We start from the raw sequence: 17,491 nt of genomic DNA, 5'->3' as shown, positions 1-17,491 counted from the left end.
GGACAGGATCGGTCCGCTGGTCGGGTCATGATGGGCGCATGAGCGATACGACAGCCCGCGTGCTGCAGCTGCTCGGCCTGCTGCAGTCGCGGCCGGTGTGGTCCGGGCCCGAGCTGGCCGAGCGGCTCGGTGTCACGACGCGCAGCGTCCGGCGCGACGTCGAGCGGCTGCGCGACCTCGGCTATCCGGTGCAGGCGTCGCAGGGCGTCGGTGGCGGCTACCAGCTGGGGGCCGGCAAGGCGCTGCCACCGCTGCTGCTGGACAGTGAGGAGGCCGTGGCCGTCGCGGTGTGCCTGCGCCTGGCGGCCGGCGGCACGGTCGCCGGCGTCGGTGAGGCAGCGGTGCGCACGATGGCCAAGCTCGACCAGGTGCTGCCCGTCCGCCTGCGCACGCAGGTGGCCGCGGTCCAGCAGTCGACGATCACGCTCGACTCCAACCCGGTCACGGTCGACTCGGTGGCCCTGCTCGCGCTCGCGCAGGGCATCCGTGAGCACGTGCGGGTGACCTTCGCGTACGAGTCGCGCACCGGCGAGCGCACCGAGCGTCGGGTCGAGCCCTACCGCCTCGCGGCGACCGGACGGCGTTGGTATCTCATGGCTTTCGACCTCGACCGAGACGACTGGCGGACGTTCAGGCTCGACCGGATGGCCGACGTCACGACGGGCACGTGGCGGTTCAAGCCGCGCGAGTCGCCGGACGCCGAGGAGTTCATCCGCAAGGCGATGGCCCACGGCGGCTACCAGTACAACGCGCGCCTGCGGATGGCCGCCGGCGCCGACACGATCCGTCGCATGATCCCGCCTTCCGTCGGCACCGTCACGCCCATCGACGACGACTCGTGCGAGCTGCTGGTCGGTGCCGAGGACCTCGACGTGATGGCTGCGCACCTGCCGCGGTTCGGTGTCGACTTCGTCGTGCTCGACCCGCCCGAGCTGAAGGACGCCCTGCGGCGGGTCGCCGACCGCATCGCCCGCATTGCCAGCGCGGCGGCGGGCTAGGGTGCCGGGCGTGACGGACGAGGTCGGCGTGGGGCCCTGGCAGGGCGCGTGGCCGACGCTGCCCGACGGCACCCCGGACCCGGCGTACGACGAAGAGCTCCTGCGTGAGGGCGACCGCCGCAACGTGGTCGACCGCTACCGCTACCGGACGCTGGAGTCGATCGTCGCCGACCTCGACACGACCCGCCACGAGTTCCACGTCGCGGTCGAGAACTGGGGCCACGACTTCAACATCGGCTCGGTCATCCGCACGGCAAATGCGTTCAACGCCAAGGCTTTTCACATCGTCGGCAAACGACGGTGGAACCGCCGCGGCGCGATGGTCACCGACCGCTACCAGCACGAGCACCACCACGCGAGCGTCGACGACCTCGTGACGTGGGCGGCCGGCGTACCCCTGATCGGGATCGACAACCTGCCTGGTTCGCGACCGCTGGAGACGTACGACCTGCCGCGCGAGTGCGTGCTGGTGTTCGGGCAGGAGGGGCCGGGGCTGACGCGCGAGATGCAGGACGCGTGCGACGCCGTCCTGCACATCGAGCAGTTCGGGTCGACGCGGTCGATCAACGCCGGCGCGGCGGCGGCGATCGCCATGCATGCCTGGGTGCGGCGGCACGTCTTCGGGCAGGCTGTCGATACGGGGCGTGCTCGCTCGTCAGGGGAGTGAGGCCGCGCCCGCGGCCTGACATCCGACGCAAGGAGCACGTCATGACCGAGTACGTCGTCCTCATCACCGGCGACCCCGACCGCTGGTGGACCTCGATGACCGAGGAGCAGCGCAAGGCCGGGTACGCCGAGTACGAGCGGTTCGGCGCCGAGCTCACCCGGCGCGGCCACAAGATCACCGGCGGCGCCGAGCTGCACGGGTCCTCGGACGTCAAGCTGATCCCCGCCGGTGGTGGCCCGGCCACGGACGGGCCGTTCGCCGAGACGACCGAGCAGGTGGGCGGTTTCTACCAGGTCGAGTCCGACGACCTGGACGACCTGCTCGACTGCTGTCAGATCATCGCTGCGCTCGGGGATGGCATCCAGGTGCGACGCACCGTCGCCCAGGACGAGCGTCCTGGAGCGCCGCAGGGCAGCCAGGGATGAGGTACGTCGTCCTCATCGCGTGCGACCCGGGTGACTGGGAGCGCGCGGACGAGGCGACCCGGCAGGAGTACTTCGACGCCCACCACGCCTTCGAGCGGTACGTCGACGAGCGCGGCCGGCGTACGAGCAGTGCGGCCTTGTGCGATGCCGACCTGGCCACGACTGTGCGGCGCGACGGTGATGCGGATGTGGTCACCGACGGGCCGTTCGTCGAGCTGACCGAACAGCTCAGCGGCTACTACGACGTCGAGCTGCCCGACCTCGACACCGCGATTGCGGCGGCCAGGCTGCTGCCGCGGGCGTACACGCTCGAGATCCGGGCGGTGGTCGGCGTGGAGGGGTACGAGTCGGTGTGAGCGTCGAGCAGGCGGCGCTCGCCGAGGTGGTGCGCGAGGAGTGGGGACGGCTGACGTCGCTGCTCCTCGCGCACTTCCGACGGCTCGACCTGGTCGAGGACGCGCTCGCCGACGCCGTCGAGACCGCGACCACGCGGTGGCCGCGCGACGGCGTACCCGACAACCCGGCGGCCTGGCTCCACACGGCCGCACGTCGACGCGTGCTCGACCGGATCCGGGCCGAGGCGATGGCTCAGCGCAAGATGCCTCTGCTGGTGATGGACGCCGAACACCGTTCGACCGCAACGGCTTTCGCGGATCCTGGCGACCTGGTGGAGGACGACCTGTTGCGGCTGGTGCTGATGTGCACCCACCCCGCGCTCGACCCGGCGGCGGCGAGTGCGCTCGCGCTGCGGCTCGTCCTCGGTGTGAGCACGGCCGACATCGCGCGGCTGTTCCTGGTGCCCGAGCCGACGATGGCGGCCCGCCTCACGCGCGCCAAGAAGAAGATCGTGACGGCAGGCATCCCGTTCGCGGTGCCGTCGGCGGACGTGCTGCCCGAACGGCTGGAGGTCGTCGCTCAGACGGCATACCTCGCGTTCACCGCCGGTTATGCGCCGGGCAGTGGACCCGACGTCGTGCGAACGGCGTTGGCAGCAGAGGCGATTCGGCTCGTACGCGTGGTGCTGGTTCTGCGGCCCGACGAACCCGTGCTGGTCGGTCTGCTCGCGCTCATGCTGCTGCAGCACTCGCGACGCGATGCGCGCGTGGACGCCGACGGCGGGCTGGTGCTGCTGCCCGATCAGGACCGCAGCTCGTGGCACCAGGACGAGATCGACGAAGGAGTGGCGCTGCTGCAGTCGGCGTCGCTGACCGGGCCGATCCCGGTGCGGGCAGCGGCGTACGTCGTACAGGCTCGCATCGCCGCCGAGCACGCGACGGCCACGTCGTCGGACGACACCGACTGGGGGCGCGTCGTCGACCACTACGACGACCTGCTCGCGCTCGCGCCGACGCCGAGCGCCCGCCTGGCCCGCGCGGTCGCCGTCGCCGAGGCGTCCGGGCCGCAGGCCGGTCTCGACGCGATGGCCGACCTCGATGACCAGCTGCCGCGCAGCCATCGCCTCCCGGCCGTGCGAGCCGCGCTGCTGGAGCGCGCGGGCGAGCTCGACGCCGCGCGGTCGGCGTACAGCGTGGCGATCGACCGCTGCGGCAACGATGCCGAGCGTGCCGACCTCCTGCGCCGCCGCGACGCCCTGGACGGCTGAGGCGGTCCGCCTGGGCGGAGGTACCCCTCCTGGCAACGTCAACATCGTTGCGGTCGAAGCGCAACGATGTTGACGGTCGTGGGCTACCCAGTCGCTGTGCTGAGCGCGGTCGGCGCGCGTGACCGATTCGTACGCCGAGACCGGGCCACCCGGCGTACCCGCGCGTGCGAGACTGGCCGCTGACCTGGCCCGCGACGACGCGTGGCCGATCAGAACCACGAGGGAGTGACAGATGCCCATCGCGACCCCTGAGGGCTACGCGGACATGCTGGACCGGGCCAAGAAGGACGGCTTCGCCTACCCGGCCATCAACGTGAGCAGCAGCCAGACCCTGAACGCCGCGATCCGCGGGTTCGCCGAGGCCGGCAGCGACGGCATCATCCAGGTGTCGACGGGCGGCGCCGAGTACTTCTCCGGCCCGACGGTCAAGGACATGGTCACCGGCTCGCTGGCCATGGCGGCGTTCGCCGAGCAGGTCGCGAAGAAGTACGACGTGCAGATCGCGCTGCACACCGACCACTGCCCCAAGGACAAGCTCGACGGGTTCGTGCGCCCGCTGCTCGCGGCGTCGACCGAGCGCGTCAAGGGCGGCGGCCTGCCGTACTTCCAGTCGCACATGTGGGACGGCTCGGCCGTGCCGCTCGACGAGAACCTGCAGATCGGCGAGGAGCTGCTCGGCCTGTGCAAGGCCGCCAAGGTCATCCTCGAGATCGAGGTCGGCGTGGTCGGTGGCGAGGAGGACGGCGTCGCCCACGAGATCAACGACAAGCTGTACTCCACGCCCGAGGACGCCATCGCGACCGCCAAGGCGCTCGGCACCGGTGACAACGGCTACTACATGACCGCGCTGACCTTCGGCAACGTGCACGGCGTCTACAAGCCGGGCAACGTCAAGCTCAAGCCCGAGGTGCTCAAGGCCGCTCAGGAGGCCGTCCACACCGAGTTCAAGACGGCCGACGACAAGCCGTTCCACCTGGTCTTCCACGGCGGCTCCGGCTCGACCGAGGAAGAGATCAAGGCCGCGGTGTCGTACGGCGTCGTCAAGATGAACGTCGACACCGACACCCAGTACGCCTTCTCGCGCCCGGTCGCCGGCTGGATGCTCAAGAACTACGAGGGTGTCCTGAAGGTCGACGGCGAGGTCGGCAACAAGAAGCAGTACGACCCGCGCGCGTGGGGCAAGGAGGCCGAGGCCGGCATGGCGGCCCGCGTCGTCGAGGCCTGCGAGCACCTCGGCTCGGCCGGCACCAAGGCCTGATCGTGGCGGACAACCTGCTCGGCATCCCCGAGACGCACCTGCCGCAGGACCCGGCGGCGGCCAAGCTCGCCGACGGTGTCGACGCGCGGGACGTCGCGGCGGCGTACCCGACGTCGTCGCTCGCCTGGGCGACGCTCGCCGAGGACGCGTTCGAGGACGACCTGACCATCGAGGCCTACGCCTTCGCCCGCACCGGCTACCACCGCGGGCTCGACGCCCTGCGCAAGGCCGGCTGGCGCGGTCAGGGCCCGGTGCCGTGGGAGCACGAGCCCAACCGCGGGTTCCTGCGGGCGCTCGCAGCGCTGTCGAAGGCCGCCGGTGCGATCGGTGAGTCCGACGAGCAGCGTCGGTGCGCCGACTTCCTGCGTGACTCCTCGACGACGGGCGCGCGCGAGCTCGGCCTCTGACGCCCTCGCCGACAGGCACACACATCACCGAGAGGACCACTCGTTCGACCCGAACGAGTGGTCCTCTCGCGTGCTGCTGGGGCCCCTCGGCGAGGCCGATGTCAGTGGCTGAGGCTCTGGTACCTGCGCACGGCCCACGGCAGGAACACTGCCGTGATGACGATCGGCCACACCACCGCCATGAGCAGGGCGTGCGACTCGATCCACGTGTCACCGGTGGCGACCGGGTTGCCGAACAGGTCGCGCACGGCGTTGGCCGTCGAGGAAACCGGGTTCCACATCGCGATCGCACCGAGCCAGTCGGGCATCAGGCTCGGGGGCGTGAACACACTGGAGACCATCCCGAACGGGAACGCGACCGCGAACAGGTTCCCGGCGGCCTCCTCGTTCTTGACGGCGAGACCGAGGACGATGCCGACCCAGATGAGCGCGAACCGCAGCAGGAGAAGCAGCCCGAACGCCGCGAGCGTCTCGAGCAGGCTGCCGTCCGAGCGCCAGCCGATGACGAGCGCGATGACCGCGAGGACGAGCAGGTCGAGCGCTGCTCGCAGCACGTCGGCGACGCCGCGACCGGTGACGACGGCCGACGGCGCCATCGGCATCGACCGGAAGCGGTCCATCACACCGCGTTCCTTCTGGATGGCCACGATGTAGGCGGTGTTCATGAATCCGAACGCCATCGTCATCGCGAACAGTCCGGGCATCGCGTACGTCTTGTAGTCGGCTCCGCCGCCGACCTCCATCGCACTGCCGAACACGTAGACGAACAGCAGGACCGACACGATCGGGAAGCCCAGCTGCCAGGCGATCTCGGAGGGCTGCTTGACCAGGTGCGTCAGCTCGGTGCGCACGATCGTCCAGCAGTCCGAGACCGCCCAGCGCAGTCGTCGACCAGCCGGCGGAGCGATCGCCGGTGGAGCGGTGGTGGCAGTCATGACAAGACCTCTTCCTGGGTACGCGCGGGGTCGGCTGCGGGGGAGTCCTCCTGGGCGGTCCTGCCGGTCAGCCGGAGGAAGACCTCGTCGAGGGTGGGTTGGCGCAGGCCGATGTCCTCGATGGCGATGCCTTCGGCCTCTGCGGCGCGAATCACGTTGCCCACAGCGGAGACTCGGTCGGTGACGGCGGCGTGGACGCGGAGCGCGTCGACGTCCTGACGAGGGTCTGGGTCGCCGGTCGCGGAGGCGAGCAGCGCCGTCGTACGAGGAAGGTCGTCCGGGTCCTGGACGACGACCTCGAGCCGGTCGCCGCCGATCATGTTCTTCAGGCCGGCGGGGGTGTCCTCGACGACGGCTCGTCCGCGGTCGATGACCGCGATGCGGTCCGAGAGCCGGTCGGCCTCGTCGAGGTAGTGCGTGGTGAGCAGGACGGTGGTGCCGCCGGCTGCGAGGGTGCGTACGGCGTCCCAGACCTCGCGACGACCACGGGGGTCGAGCCCCGTCGTCGGCTCGTCGAGGAAGAGCACCTGAGGCGCCAGGATCATCGACGAGGCGAGGTCGAGGCGGCGCTGCATCCCGCCGCTGAACGACTTGGCCTGCTGGTCTGCGGCCTCGGTGAGGCTGAACTGCTCGAGCAGCTCGTCGGCGCGGACGGCCGCCTCGCGCTTGCTCAGGTGGAACAGGCGGCCGAACATCCGCAGGTTCTCGCGGGCCGTGAGGATCTCGTCGAGTGCCGTGCGCTGCCCGGTCAGGCCGATCCGGGAGCGCACCTCGCGCCGTTCGCGCTGGACGTCGAAGCCGCCGACCCGAGCGCTGCCACCGTCCATCCGCGACAGCGTCGTGAGGATGCGCACGAAGGTCGTCTTGCCTGCCCCGTTGGGTCCGAGGAGCCCCAGGACCGTGCCGGGAGCCACGGTCAGGGAGAAGTCGTCGAGGGCTGCCTTGTCGCCGTACGTCTTGCGCACGGACTCCGCCTCGATCGCGGGTTGTTGGGTTCGCACCTGCCACCTCCAGTTATGGGTACGCCGTACGCAAACGATAAAGCGTACGGCGTACGCATCGCAACTGCGGCCGGTAGCCTGCGCCCATGAGCGATTTCAGCGGGGCAGGTGACATCGACGCGTCGTTGGCGCTGCTGTGGGGGATGCACGAGCCGCCGACCCGCGGCCGCAAGCCGAATGTCACGCTCGACCAGATCGTCACCACAGCCGTCGAGATCGCTGATGCGGAGGGTCTCGACGCGGTGTCGATGCGCCGGATCGCGAGCGAGCTCGGGCTCGGCACGATGTCGCTCTACCGTCACGTGCCGGGCAAGAGCGAGCTGCTCGACCTGATGCTCGACCGGGTCAACGCGCCCCGCAAGCCCGGCTCCCAGGGCGGGTGGAAGGCGAGGCTGCGCGAGTGTGCCTACGGGTTCTACGAGCTCTACACCAGCCATCCCTGGTTGCTGCAGGTCGACCAGTCGCGGCCGCTGCTCGGACCCAACACGATGGCAGGACTGGAGGCGATCATGGGCGGCCTGTCCGATCTGCCGATGACCGACCAGCACAAGATGATCGTCGTCATCTCCCTCGACAGCCTCGTGACCGGCATCGCCCGCCAGGAGATCAACGCCGTGCGCGCAGTCGAGCGCACCGGTGTGACCGACGAGCAGTTCTGGGCGGCGCAGGCACCTGTGCTGGAGAAGGCCATGTCCTCGGGCGACTACCCAGTCATGGGTGCGCTCGACGAGGACACGTTCAACCTGACCTGGGAGGACACGATGGACCTTGCTGTCAGCGCGTTCATCGACGGCATCGAGAGGCGCCTGGAGCGTTGATGCGCAACAGGATTCGTAAGGTGGAGGCATGACCGGACGACTGCTGGTGCTCGGCATCGGCGCTGAGGGCGAGGACCTCTACCGCCATGTGCTGCGTACGTCGGGGCTCACCCTGGCGGCGCACGTCGCCCGGCTCGGCTGGACCGACTACGAGGCCGAGCACGCTCTCGAGCAGCTGCGCGCGAGGCGCCTGGTGCGTACGACGGAGGCCGGCGAGCTGCACGCCGACCACCCGCGGGCCTCGCTCGAACGTGTGCTGAACGCCGAGGAGGCCAGGCTCGCCACCCGCCGTCAGGACCTCGCCCGGGTGCGTGACGCGATCGACCAGTTCGCCGCGGATCACCGCATGGGACAAGCGGGTTCGGACTCCAAGCAGCCTGCGCGCGAGCGAGTCGACGCCGCCTCGGTCGTGACCGTGCACGAGCAGCTCGCGGCGAGCACCGTCGGCGCGATCCGGGTGGCGCACACGTCGGCGGCCGAGTCACCTGAGGCATACCCCGTCGTACGCCAGCTGCTCGACGGCGGGCGCGAGCAGCGAGGTCTCTACATCCCCGAGCTGATCGAGACCTCGACCGTCATGGGCGAGTGGGCCACCGCGGGTGAGCAGCAGCGGGTCGCAGCGTCGCTGCCGTCGTCGTTCGCATGCTTCGGCGACGACGTCGCGCTCGGCACCACCGAGTGGGGCAAGGCCGACGGCGACTGGGTCGTGCTGCGCGACCCGATGGTCGTGTCGGCGTTCGTCGAGCTGTTCGACCGGCTCTGGGCGACGGCGACGCCGCTGGCCGAGGGCGAGGTCCACGACGCCACCGCGCTGGTCGACCTCATGCGTCAGGGCCTGAAGGACGAGGCGATCGCCCGCGTCATGGGCGTCTCGTTGCGCACAGTGCGCCGGCGCATCGCGGGGCTGATGGAGGAGCACGGCGTCGAGACCCGGTTCCAGCTGGCGATGTCGCTCGCGACCGGTCACGGCCGTCGTCGCCGTGCCGCCGCCGACGCGGGCGAGCCCGACGGGTCCTGACGGCCGAACGGTTTCGGCGACCGTCCGGCGTACCAGATAGCCTGCATGCGGCCCGAGACCGACAAGGAAGGCGGACCGACCTATGCCAGGCATCGTGCTCGTAGGAGCCCAGTGGGGCGACGAGGGCAAGGGCAAGGCCACCGACCTGCTCGGCGACCGCGTCGACTACGTCGTGAAGTTCAACGGCGGCAACAACGCGGGCCACACCGTGGTCATCGACGGTGAGAAGTACGCCCTCCACCTGCTGCCCAGCGGCATCCTCAGCCCCAACGTCGTGCCGGTCATCGGCAACGGCGTGGTCGTCGACATCGGCGTGCTCTTCGAGGAGCTCGAGGGTCTGGACAAGCGCGGCGTCGACACCTCGCGGCTGCTGATCAGCGCCAACGCGCACGTCATCACCGGCTACCACACGACGCTCGACAAGGTCACCGAGCGCTTCCTCGGCAAGCGCAAGATCGGCACGACCGGCCGCGGCATCGGCCCGGCGTACGCCGACAAGATGAACCGCGTCGGCATCCGCGTCCAGGACCTCTACGACGAGTCGATCCTGCGCCAGAAGGTCGAGGCCGCACTCGACGTCAAGAACCAGATGCTGCTCAAGATCTACAACCGTCGCGCCATCGAGGTCGACGAGATCGTCGAGGAGCTGCTGTCGTACGCCCCGCGCCTGAAGCCGATGGTCGCCGACACCTCGCTGGAGCTGTCCAAGGCGCTCGACGCCGGCAAGAACGTGCTGTTCGAGGCCGGTCAGGCGACGCTGCTCGACGTCGACCACGGCACCTACCCCTACGTCACGTCGTCCAACGCCGTCTCGGCCGGCGCCTGCACCGGCTCGGGTGTGCCGCCCACGCGCGTCGACCGGGTCATCGCGATCCTCAAGGCCTACGCCACCCGCGTGGGCGAGGGTCCGTTCCCGACCGAGCTGCACGACGACAAGGGCGAGTTCCTGCGCAAGACCGGCGCCGAGTTCGGCGTCACGACCGGGCGCCCGCGTCGTACCGGCTGGCTCGACACCGTCGTCGGTCGCTACGCCACCCGCATCAACGGCGTCACCGACTTCGTGCTGACCAAGCTCGACATCCTCACCGGCCTGGACACGGTCCCGGTCTGTGTCGCGTACGACGTCGACGGCGTCCGCCACGACGAGATGCCGGTCAACCAGACCGACTTCCACCACGCGACGCCGATCTACGAAGAGCTGCCCGGCTGGTGGGAGGACATCAGCAAGTGCCGTTCGTACGACGAGCTGCCGGCCAACTGCAAGGCGTACGTCGAGTACGTCGAGAAGCAGATCGGTGCGCGCATCTCGGTGATCGGTGTGGGCCCGGGCCGCGACGAGGTCATCGTCCGCCACGACCTGCTCGCCGACTGATCGATCGATCAGGGGCTCTGCCTGATCCGACCGCCCACGCACATCGGCGGTTGAGCGGCTCAGGCCTTCTTGGCCAGGTGCGCCTCGATGCCGTCGAGGATGCGTTCGAGCCCGAACGTCCGCCGGTCCGGTGAGACCGCGCGCCCGGTGACGACCGCGTCGAGCGCGGGATAGGCGCGGCCGGAGCGGCGCATCACGTCGCCGAGCATGGGATCGGCGTGCAGGTCGGGCGTCCACGGCTGTGAGCCTGCGGTGCTGGTCGCGTGTGAGCTGTGCAGGTGCGCGCTCAGCAGGGCGACGGCGTCGACGGTCTCGGCGCGCGACAGGCCGCTGCCCTCGAACGCCTCGAGGCCCGCGACAGACCAGCCGACCTCGTGGGGCCCGACCGCGCGGTTGCCGACCGTGACCTCGGGCACCCAGGGGTGCTCGTCCCAGCAGTCCCACATCAGGTGCGCCCAGCGGCGTGCCCGCGCGCGCCAGCCCCCGCGGACGCCGGCCAGGCTCGGCGGCTCGCCGATCGCGAGCTCGATCATGACCGCGAGCAGCTCGGCCTTGCTCGACACGTGCCGGTACAACGACATCTTCGTGTAGCCCAGCGCAGCCGCCACCCGCTCCATCGACACCGCGTCGTAGCCCTCGTCGTCCGCGATCGCGACAGCAGCTGCGGCGATCTCGGGTACGCCGATCGCGGCCTTGGGACCGCGGGTCGAGGCGGCCCGCAGCCCCCACAGCAGCTCGAGGGTGGGGTCGGCGCTCATGCGGCCTCCTCAGACATATCCGTTGGCAATATTGCGTCCTGCGGATACTGCATCTGCTGGAAACTGTTTCTCCCAGTCGAGAGGCCACATCATGGGCACCATCGCAGCGCACGAGTTCATGGCGGTCGACGGAGTGTTCGAGGACCCGTCGTGGACGTTCGAGTACGGCTTCGACCCCAAGATGGGAGAGACTCTCGGGGCGATCACCGGTTCGGCGAGCGCAATCCTGTTGGGGCGCAAGACTTTTGAGATGTTCGCGCCCGCGTGGCGCGACCGCACCGCGGACGACGACCCGGGTGCGCCGTTCTTCAACGAGACGACCAAGTACGTCGTCGGATCCCAGCAGCCCTCGCAGGAGTGGGGTCCCTCGGAGCTGCTCGGCGCGTACGACGCCGACCGCATCCGGCGCCTCAAGGGCGAGGTCGACGGCACGATCTACGTCTCCGGCAGCGGCGAGCTGGTGCGCGGCCTGCTCAAGGACGGACTGCTGGATGAGCTCCACCTGTTCGTCTACCCGGTCGCGATGGGGCAGGGCGCTCACCTGTTCGGCGACGGCGTCGACCCCACCAAGCTCGCGCTCAAGGCCAGCGACGTCTACGACAACGGCGTGGTGCACCTCGCGTACGGCCCGGCCTGACCGTCCGCCGGCGTACCCAGGGATTCGGAGCCGGGCGGCGTACGGGCCTAAACTTCACGGTCGTGACTGAGCAGCAGCTGGATGACTGGGTATCCCGACTCGCGGACGAGGCCATCGAGGCCGCCGAGAAGCAGGGAACGACGGTCGTCTGCGCCTCGGGCATCAGCCCGTCCGGCCCCGTCCACCTCGGCAACCTGCGCGAGGTCATGACGCCTCACCTGGTCGCCGACGAGATCCGCCGCCGCGGCGTCGAGGTCGAGCACATCATCAGCTGGGACGACTTCGACCGCTACCGCAAGGTGCCCGCCGGCATCGAGGGCGTCGACGAGTCGTGGGCCGAGCACATCGGCAAGCCGCTGACGTCGGTGCCCGCGCCGGCCGGGTCGGCGTACGACTCGTGGGCCGCCCACTTCCGCGCCGAGATCGAGGACGGCCTGGCCCAGCTCGGCATCACCTACCGCGGCATCAGCCAGACCGAGCAGTACACCTCGGGCGCCTACGTCGAGCAGGTGCTGTTCGCGATGTCGCGCCGCGACCAGATCGACAAGGTCCTCGACCAGTACCGCACGCTCCCGGCCCAGCCCGGCGAGAAGCAGAAGCAGGGTCAGAAGAAGCTCTCCGAGGACGACGCTGCTGCAGCCGCCGCCGCTGCTGAGGGCTCGGGTGCAGCCTCCGAGGACGACGGCTCGGCCGGCTCCGGCTACTACCCGTACAAGCCGTACTGCTCCGTCTGCGGCACCGACTTCACGACCGTCACCTCTTACGACGACGCGTCGACCGAGATGACCTACACCTGCCGGTGCGGCCACACCGAGACCGTCCTGCTGCGCGAGCACCGTCAGGGCAAGCTGGTCTGGAAGGTCGACTGGCCGATGCGCTGGGCCTACGAGAAGGTCACCTTCGAGCCGTCCGGCGTCGACCACCAGAGCCCCGGCTCGTCGTACGCCGTCGGCAAGGAGCTCGCCCCGATCTTCGGGTGGGAGCGTCCGCTCGGCCCGATGTACGCGTTCGTCGGCATCCGCGGCATGGCCAAGATGTCCTCGTCCAAGGGCGGTGTGCCGACGCCCGTCGAGGCGCTGCAGTTCATGGAGCCGCCGCTGCTGCGCTGGCTGTACGCCCGCAAGCGCCCCAACCAGGCGTTCGACGTGGCGCTCGACGCCGAGATCCAGCGCATGTACGACGAGTGGGACTCGTTGGTACGCAAGGTTTCTGGCGACTCGGCGCAGCCGGGCGACATCGCCGCACACACCCGCGCGGTATCCGTCGCGGAGGGCGAGCTGCCCCTGACGCCGCGCCCGCTGCCGTACCGCACGATCGCCTCCGTCGTGGACATCACCACCGGCGACGACGAGCAGACGCTGCGCATCCTCGGCTCGCTCGACCCGTCCGCTCCGCTCACGTCGCTGGACGAGCTGCGCCCGCGCCTGGACCGCGCGACGGCGTGGGTCGAGCAGCAGATGGCGCCCGAGGACCGTACGGTCGTGCGCACCTCTCCCGACACCGAGGCTCTCGCCGCGCTCACCGACGATCAGCGTGAGTCACTGCGGATCCTGTTGGACGGCAAGGGATCCGAGCTCCCAGCCCTCGACGCCGACTGGTCGATCGACGGTCTGACCCACCAGGTCTACGGCGTGCCCAAGGTGCAGGCCGGCAAGTCGGCCGACTTCAAGCCCGACCGCAAGGCCGACCCCGAGACGGCGGCCGCGCTCGGTGCGGCGCAGCGCGAGTTCTTCAAGCTGCTCTACAACCTGCTGATCAGCAAGGACACCGGCCCGCGCCTGCCCACGCTGCTGCTGGCGATCGGCGCCGACCGCGTCCGCGAGCTGCTCACCCCCTGACGCGGCCTGCTCGTGTCAGCGGGCGAGCTGGAAGGCCTCGAACCGCTCGAGCTCGCCCTCGACCAGGGCTTGGTGTGAGGCAGCGTTGCCGGTGCCGACCCAGGTCCACTGCTGCACCAGCAGCCGGCCCGCATCACGGTCGGTCTTCAGGTCGAGCACTGCGACCACCTCGTCGCCGACGAGCACCGGCAGGGTGAAGTAGCCGTAGACGCGTTTGGCCTTGGGGACGTAGGCCTCGAAGACGTGGTCGTAGCCGAAGTACGCGGACAGCCGTTTGCGCTGGATGATCAGCGGGTCGAACGGTGACAGCACGTGCACCAGCGGTGGCGTGACCGCCGGCACCGCGTCGAGGACGGCCGGCTCAGCCCAGTGCTCGACCTTCTCCAGGCCCTCGACCACGACCGGCACGAGCTCCTTCTTGCGCACCCGCGTCGCGATCACCCGCCGGATGCCCTCCTTGCCCGGAGGCCGCTGGCCGTAGCCCGCCGAGTCGACGCTGACCACGCCCTGCGCCCGCAGCGCCCGGTCGAGCAGGTGCGTGTGCACCTGGCGCTCGGTCGCCGGTCGCGGGGGAGAGTCCCAGCCGAAGTGGCGGTCGACGAGGTCGTACGTCTTGACCATGCCGTCGCGCGCACTGACCGTGAGCAGGCCGCGGTTGAACGCGACCTCGAGCGCTGCCTTCGACGGCTTGCGGCTGGCCCACGGGTGGTCCTTGTCGACGAGCACGTCGTTCTTGAAGTCGCGGATCGTGAGCGGACCCTCGGAGCGCACGGTGCGCAGCACCCGGCGTACGTCGGCCTCGGTGATCGACCCGCGCCAGGTCTGGATGGCCTCGGCGCGCTCGGCGCGCATGCGCGGCAGGGAGTAGCGGAAGTGCTCGACGGGGACGTACGACAGCGCGTGCGTCCAGTACTCGAAGACGCCCTTGTCGACGCTCTGGACGTGGTCGAGGTCAGCGCGCGTGTAGGTCGGGATGCGGCTCCACAGGATGTGGTGGTGGCAGCGCTCGATGACGTTGATCGTGTCGATCTGCACGTAGCCGAGCTGCTCGACCGCAGCCCGCGCGGCCGCAGGCCCCGCCCCGAACGGTGAGCGCTGGTCGAGGCGTTGGGCGTGCATCCAGACGCGACGCGCCTCGGGGAGGGTCAGGTGGACGGCGCGCATGCGGTGACGTTAGCCGCACCCACCGACACTCAGGCGTCGTCGCGGATGCGCTCGTGGTGGTGGATGACCTCGTCGATCACGAACCGCAAGAACTTCTCGCTGAACTCCGGGTCGAGCTGGGCCGACTCGGCCAGCCCGCGCAGCCGGGCGATCTGCTGCTCCTCGCGGCCAGGATCGGCCGGGGGCAGCTCGTGCTCGGCCTTGTAGCGGCCGACGGCCTGTGTGATTTTGAACCGCTCGGCGAGCATGTGGATCAGCGCGGCGTCGATGTTGTCGATCGACTGCCTGTACGAGGCGAGCGCGTCGTGCTGGGGCGCGGTCACGAGGGCACCTCCAGCACGGTCATGCGGTGGGCCGCACGGGTGAGGGCGACGTAGAGCACGCGAATGCCTCCGGGTGACTCGCGGGTGATCTCGGTCGGGTCGACGACGACCGTGGCGTCGTATTCGAGGCCCTTGGTCGACATCGGGTCGATGACCATCACCCGGCCGGGTGCGAGGTCGGCGACGTGACCGAGCCTGTCACGCCATCGGGCCGGTGCGACGACGGCGACCGCACCCTGGACCTCGTCGAGCAGCAGCTTGGTGGCCTCCTGCGCGGCGTCGGCGATCGAGTCGGGCGCGACCGACGTCACGACCGGGTGGACGCCGGTCTCGCGGACGGCGTCCGGGATGTCGGCGTCGGGCACCTCACGGCGGATGACCTCGGCGGCGTAGTCGAAGATCTCGCGCGCGTTGCGGTAGTTGGTGCTCATGTGGAAGCGCTGCCGCTGCTTGCTGCCGAACGCCTCGTTGCGGGCCTCCAGCGCCTCGGCCTCGACCGGCCACGACGACTGTGCGGCGTCGCCGACGACGGTCCACGACGCGTAGCGACCACGGCGGCCGACCATGCGCCACTGCATGGGGGAGAGGTCCTGCGCCTCGTCGACGAGCACGTGGGCGTACTCCTCGGCCTTGCTGATGCGCGCGAGCAGCAGGCGCTCACGGGCGTCGGCGGGGTTGCGCTCGTACGTCACGTCGGCGGCCTGCGAGCGGGACCCGGCGACCTCGACCTCGGTGACGCCGTAGTCGGACAGGTTGTCCAGCTCTTCGATCTGGTAGAAGCCGCGCTCCTCGCGCGGCTTGTCCTGGACCAGCCCGAGGCGGGCGGACACGTCGTCGACGAGGGCGATGTCGGCGGCGCTCCACTCACCGGTACGCAGCGCCTCGGCCATCGACTGCTGCAGCGCGTCGGCGTCGGCGTCGGAGAGGAGGTCCTGGGTGTAGCGGCGCACGCGCGCGGGCTCGGCCAGCCACAGCAGCACCTCGCGCGGGTCGATCGGGCGCCACCAGTCCTGCACGAACGCCTCGACCTCGAGGTGGTCCTCGAACCGGTCGAGGAACTCGGGCTTCTCCATGCTCGCGACGTGCGGGCGGACCTGCACCCACGCAGCCTCACCGAGCGCCTCGACGACGGCGTCGTGCGCGAGGTTGTGCTGGTGGTGGCGCAGCACGCGACGGCGGATCTGCTGCAGCAGCTGACGGTCGAGACGCACCGGGTGGCCGGCGACCATCGTGCGCAGCTGCTGAGGTGCCTCGGGCGGCAGGTCGCGGGCCGCACGCGACAGCACGCGGCGGATCGTCAACGAACCCTTGACCCGGGCCGCCTCGGGCTCGTCGAGGCGTGCGCCCGTCGTCCCGTCGACGACGTCGCCGAGCGAACGCAGGGTGACGGTGTCCTCGCCGAGCGAGGGCAGCACGCGCTCGATGTAGGCGGTGTAGGCGGACGACGGGCCGACGACGAGGATGCCGCCCGACTCGTAGCGGCGGCGGTCGGAGTAGAGGAGGTACGCCGCCCGGTGCAGGGCGACGACCGTCTTGCCGGTGCCGGGGCCGCCGGTGATCTCGGTGACGCCGCGCGAGCTGGCCCGGATCGCCTCGTCCTGGTGACGCTGGATGGTGGCGACGATGTCGCGCATCTGGGCCCCGCGCGTACGGGTGAGGGCGGCCATCAGGGCGCCGTCGCCGACGACGACCATGTCGTCGGGTGCCTCGGCGACCATGAGGTCGTCCTCGACCCCGAGGACGACGGCGTCGCGGCAGCGCAGCACCCGGCGGCGCAGCACATCCATCGGCTCGACCGGCGTCGCCTGGTAGAACGCCGAGGCGGCGGGTGCGCGCCAGTCGATGACGAGGGGTTCGTAGTCGTCGTCGCGCACACCGATGCGGCCGATGTAGCGGACCTCGCGGCCGCGCTTGTCGTGGTCGAGGTCGAGGCGCCCGAAGACCAGGCCTTCGTACTGCTGCTCGAGGGAGGCCCGGCGCTTGCCTGCGCTGAACATCAGCGCGTCACGCTCGAACAGGCCGGTGATCTCCTCATCGCGGGCCACGCCGGTGCGGTCGGTGCGCCCCCGCGCCAGACCCTCCGCCTCGACCAGCTCGACTCGTCGGCCGGCCTTGGCCAGCTCGGAGTAGACCTTGTCGACGTGCGCCTGCTCCAACGCCACCTCGGCCGCCACCTCTGGTGGAACGACCGGACCGGCGGTCCGATGTGCTGTCACGCTCACATGCCCCCATGTTCGAGTGCGCCCCGCGGACACGGGACGAACGGGCA

Annotated in this window: 18 protein-coding genes; 12 read left to right on the top strand and 6 right to left on the bottom strand. The window is 70.3% G+C overall.

The features are described from left to right. Window positions 1-38: 38 nt before the first annotated feature. From VV01_RS16050 to VV01_RS16020, 7 genes are all read left to right on the top strand, one after another. Window positions 39-998: a helix-turn-helix transcriptional regulator gene (locus VV01_RS16050; protein WP_050670758.1), complete on the top strand. Its 960-nt coding sequence runs from the start codon at window positions 39-41 to the stop codon at window positions 996-998. A gap of 10 nt (window positions 999-1,008) precedes the next feature. Next, window positions 1,009-1,665 carry a TrmH family RNA methyltransferase gene (locus tag VV01_RS16045; RefSeq protein WP_082221032.1) on the top strand — a complete coding sequence of 219 codons (657 nt, stop codon included), beginning with the start codon at window positions 1,009-1,011 and terminating at the stop codon, window positions 1,663-1,665. Window positions 1,666-1,706: 41 nt separating this feature from the next. Then, a complete protein-coding gene (locus VV01_RS16040; protein ID WP_050670756.1) occupies window positions 1,707-2,090 on the top strand; it encodes a YciI family protein in 384 nt (127 codons plus the stop codon). After that, window positions 2,087-2,446, top strand: a complete 360-nt coding sequence (locus tag VV01_RS16035; protein ID WP_050670755.1) for a YciI family protein — start codon at window positions 2,087-2,089, stop codon at window positions 2,444-2,446. The genes VV01_RS16040 and VV01_RS16035 overlap by 4 nt, the downstream gene beginning before the upstream one ends. Continuing rightward, a complete protein-coding gene (locus tag VV01_RS16030) occupies window positions 2,443-3,693 on the top strand; it encodes an RNA polymerase sigma factor (RefSeq protein ID WP_050670754.1) in 1,251 nt (416 codons plus the stop codon). The genes VV01_RS16035 and VV01_RS16030 overlap by 4 nt, the downstream gene beginning before the upstream one ends. Before the next feature lie 232 nt (window positions 3,694-3,925). Continuing rightward, window positions 3,926-4,951, top strand: coding sequence for a class II fructose-bisphosphate aldolase (fbaA, locus tag VV01_RS16025; RefSeq protein WP_050670753.1), 1,026 nt, complete (start codon window positions 3,926-3,928; stop codon window positions 4,949-4,951). Between the two features lie 2 nt (window positions 4,952-4,953). Further along, window positions 4,954-5,358 carry a DUF3151 domain-containing protein gene (locus VV01_RS16020; RefSeq protein ID WP_050670752.1) on the top strand — a complete coding sequence of 135 codons (405 nt, stop codon included), beginning with the start codon at window positions 4,954-4,956 and terminating at the stop codon, window positions 5,356-5,358. A gap of 101 nt (window positions 5,359-5,459) precedes the next feature. On the opposite strand, the gene VV01_RS16015 is transcribed toward VV01_RS16020, so the two are convergent. Together VV01_RS16015 and VV01_RS16010 are read right to left on the bottom strand one after the other, a co-directional pair. Further along, on the bottom strand, window positions 5,460-6,293 hold the full coding sequence (locus VV01_RS16015) for an ABC transporter permease (RefSeq protein ID WP_050670751.1): 834 nt from the start codon (window positions 6,291-6,293) through the stop codon (window positions 5,460-5,462). Beyond that, window positions 6,290-7,294, bottom strand: coding sequence for an ATP-binding cassette domain-containing protein (locus VV01_RS16010; RefSeq protein ID WP_050670750.1), 1,005 nt, complete (start codon window positions 7,292-7,294; stop codon window positions 6,290-6,292). The genes VV01_RS16015 and VV01_RS16010 overlap by 4 nt, the downstream gene beginning before the upstream one ends. Window positions 7,295-7,380: 86 nt before the next feature. On the opposite strand from VV01_RS16010, the gene VV01_RS16005 reads away from it, so the two are divergent. The 3 genes from VV01_RS16005 to VV01_RS15995 all read left to right on the top strand — a co-directional run bounded on the left by VV01_RS16005 (window position 7,381) and on the right by VV01_RS15995 (window position 10,502). Beyond that, window positions 7,381-8,112 (top strand): TetR/AcrR family transcriptional regulator, encoded by a 732-nt coding sequence (locus VV01_RS16005; RefSeq protein ID WP_050670749.1) that lies wholly within the window; start codon window positions 7,381-7,383, stop codon window positions 8,110-8,112. A gap of 28 nt (window positions 8,113-8,140) precedes the next feature. Then, a complete protein-coding gene (locus tag VV01_RS16000) occupies window positions 8,141-9,130 on the top strand; it encodes a helix-turn-helix domain-containing protein (protein WP_050670748.1) in 990 nt (329 codons plus the stop codon). Between the two features lie 82 nt (window positions 9,131-9,212). Continuing rightward, a complete protein-coding gene (locus VV01_RS15995) occupies window positions 9,213-10,502 on the top strand; it encodes an adenylosuccinate synthase (protein ID WP_050670747.1) in 1,290 nt (429 codons plus the stop codon). A gap of 59 nt (window positions 10,503-10,561) precedes the next feature. On the opposite strand, the gene VV01_RS15990 is transcribed toward VV01_RS15995, so the two are convergent. Further along, a complete protein-coding gene (locus VV01_RS15990; protein ID WP_050670746.1) occupies window positions 10,562-11,260 on the bottom strand; it encodes a TetR/AcrR family transcriptional regulator in 699 nt (232 codons plus the stop codon). Window positions 11,261-11,351: 91 nt separating this feature from the next. On the opposite strand from VV01_RS15990, the gene VV01_RS15985 reads away from it, so the two are divergent. Both VV01_RS15985 and lysS read left to right on the top strand, forming a co-directional pair. Beyond that, window positions 11,352-11,897, top strand: coding sequence for a dihydrofolate reductase family protein (locus VV01_RS15985; RefSeq protein ID WP_050670745.1), 546 nt, complete (start codon window positions 11,352-11,354; stop codon window positions 11,895-11,897). Window positions 11,898-11,959: 62 nt separating this feature from the next. Further along, the gene (lysS, locus tag VV01_RS15980) at window positions 11,960-13,735 is read left to right on the top strand and encodes a lysine--tRNA ligase (protein ID WP_050670744.1); all 1,776 of its coding nucleotides are present in this window, start codon (window positions 11,960-11,962) and stop codon (window positions 13,733-13,735) included. A gap of 15 nt (window positions 13,736-13,750) precedes the next feature. Here lysS and VV01_RS15975 read toward each other — a convergent pair whose 3' ends face one another. The 3 genes from VV01_RS15975 to VV01_RS15965 are packed head-to-tail and all read right to left on the bottom strand — an operon-like array spanning window position 13,751 to window position 17,438. Next, window positions 13,751-14,899, bottom strand: a complete 1,149-nt coding sequence (locus VV01_RS15975) for a winged helix-turn-helix domain-containing protein (protein ID WP_050670743.1) — start codon at window positions 14,897-14,899, stop codon at window positions 13,751-13,753. Window positions 14,900-14,928: 29 nt separating this feature from the next. Beyond that, window positions 14,929-15,222, bottom strand: coding sequence for a chorismate mutase (locus VV01_RS15970; protein ID WP_050670742.1), 294 nt, complete (start codon window positions 15,220-15,222; stop codon window positions 14,929-14,931). Continuing rightward, window positions 15,219-17,438 carry a HelD family protein gene (locus VV01_RS15965; RefSeq protein WP_050670741.1) on the bottom strand — a complete coding sequence of 740 codons (2,220 nt, stop codon included), beginning with the start codon at window positions 17,436-17,438 and terminating at the stop codon, window positions 15,219-15,221. Before VV01_RS15965 ends, VV01_RS15970 begins: the two co-directional genes overlap by 4 nt. Window positions 17,439-17,491: the final 53 nt, after the last annotated feature.

The sequence above is a fragment of the Luteipulveratus halotolerans genome (genome assembly GCF_001247745.1).
Taxonomy (GTDB): Bacteria; Actinomycetota; Actinomycetes; order Actinomycetales; family Dermatophilaceae; genus Luteipulveratus; species Luteipulveratus halotolerans.
The sequence above is the reverse complement of the archived record's forward strand: the minus strand, read 5'-3'. Positions and strand labels throughout refer to the sequence as shown.

Coding starts and splice junctions, on each gene's coding strand:
- VV01_RS16050 (WP_050670758.1), top strand. CDS start 39: ATGAGCGATACGACAGCCCGCGTGCTGCAGCTGCTCGGCCTGCTGCAG.
- VV01_RS16040 (WP_050670756.1), top strand. CDS start 1,707: ATGACCGAGTACGTCGTCCTCATCACCGGCGACCCCGACCGCTGGTGG.
- VV01_RS16035 (WP_050670755.1), top strand. CDS start 2,087: ATGAGGTACGTCGTCCTCATCGCGTGCGACCCGGGTGACTGGGAGCGC.
- fbaA (WP_050670753.1), top strand. CDS start 3,926: ATGCCCATCGCGACCCCTGAGGGCTACGCGGACATGCTGGACCGGGCC.
- VV01_RS16015 (WP_050670751.1), bottom strand. CDS start 6,293: ATGACTGCCACCACCGCTCCACCGGCGATCGCTCCGCCGGCTGGTCGA.
- VV01_RS16005 (WP_050670749.1), top strand. CDS start 7,381: ATGAGCGATTTCAGCGGGGCAGGTGACATCGACGCGTCGTTGGCGCTG.
- VV01_RS16000 (WP_050670748.1), top strand. CDS start 8,141: ATGACCGGACGACTGCTGGTGCTCGGCATCGGCGCTGAGGGCGAGGAC.
- VV01_RS15995 (WP_050670747.1), top strand. CDS start 9,213: ATGCCAGGCATCGTGCTCGTAGGAGCCCAGTGGGGCGACGAGGGCAAG.
- VV01_RS15990 (WP_050670746.1), bottom strand. CDS start 11,260: ATGAGCGCCGACCCCACCCTCGAGCTGCTGTGGGGGCTGCGGGCCGCC.
- VV01_RS15985 (WP_050670745.1), top strand. CDS start 11,352: ATGGGCACCATCGCAGCGCACGAGTTCATGGCGGTCGACGGAGTGTTC.
- VV01_RS15975 (WP_050670743.1), bottom strand. CDS start 14,899: ATGCGCGCCGTCCACCTGACCCTCCCCGAGGCGCGTCGCGTCTGGATG.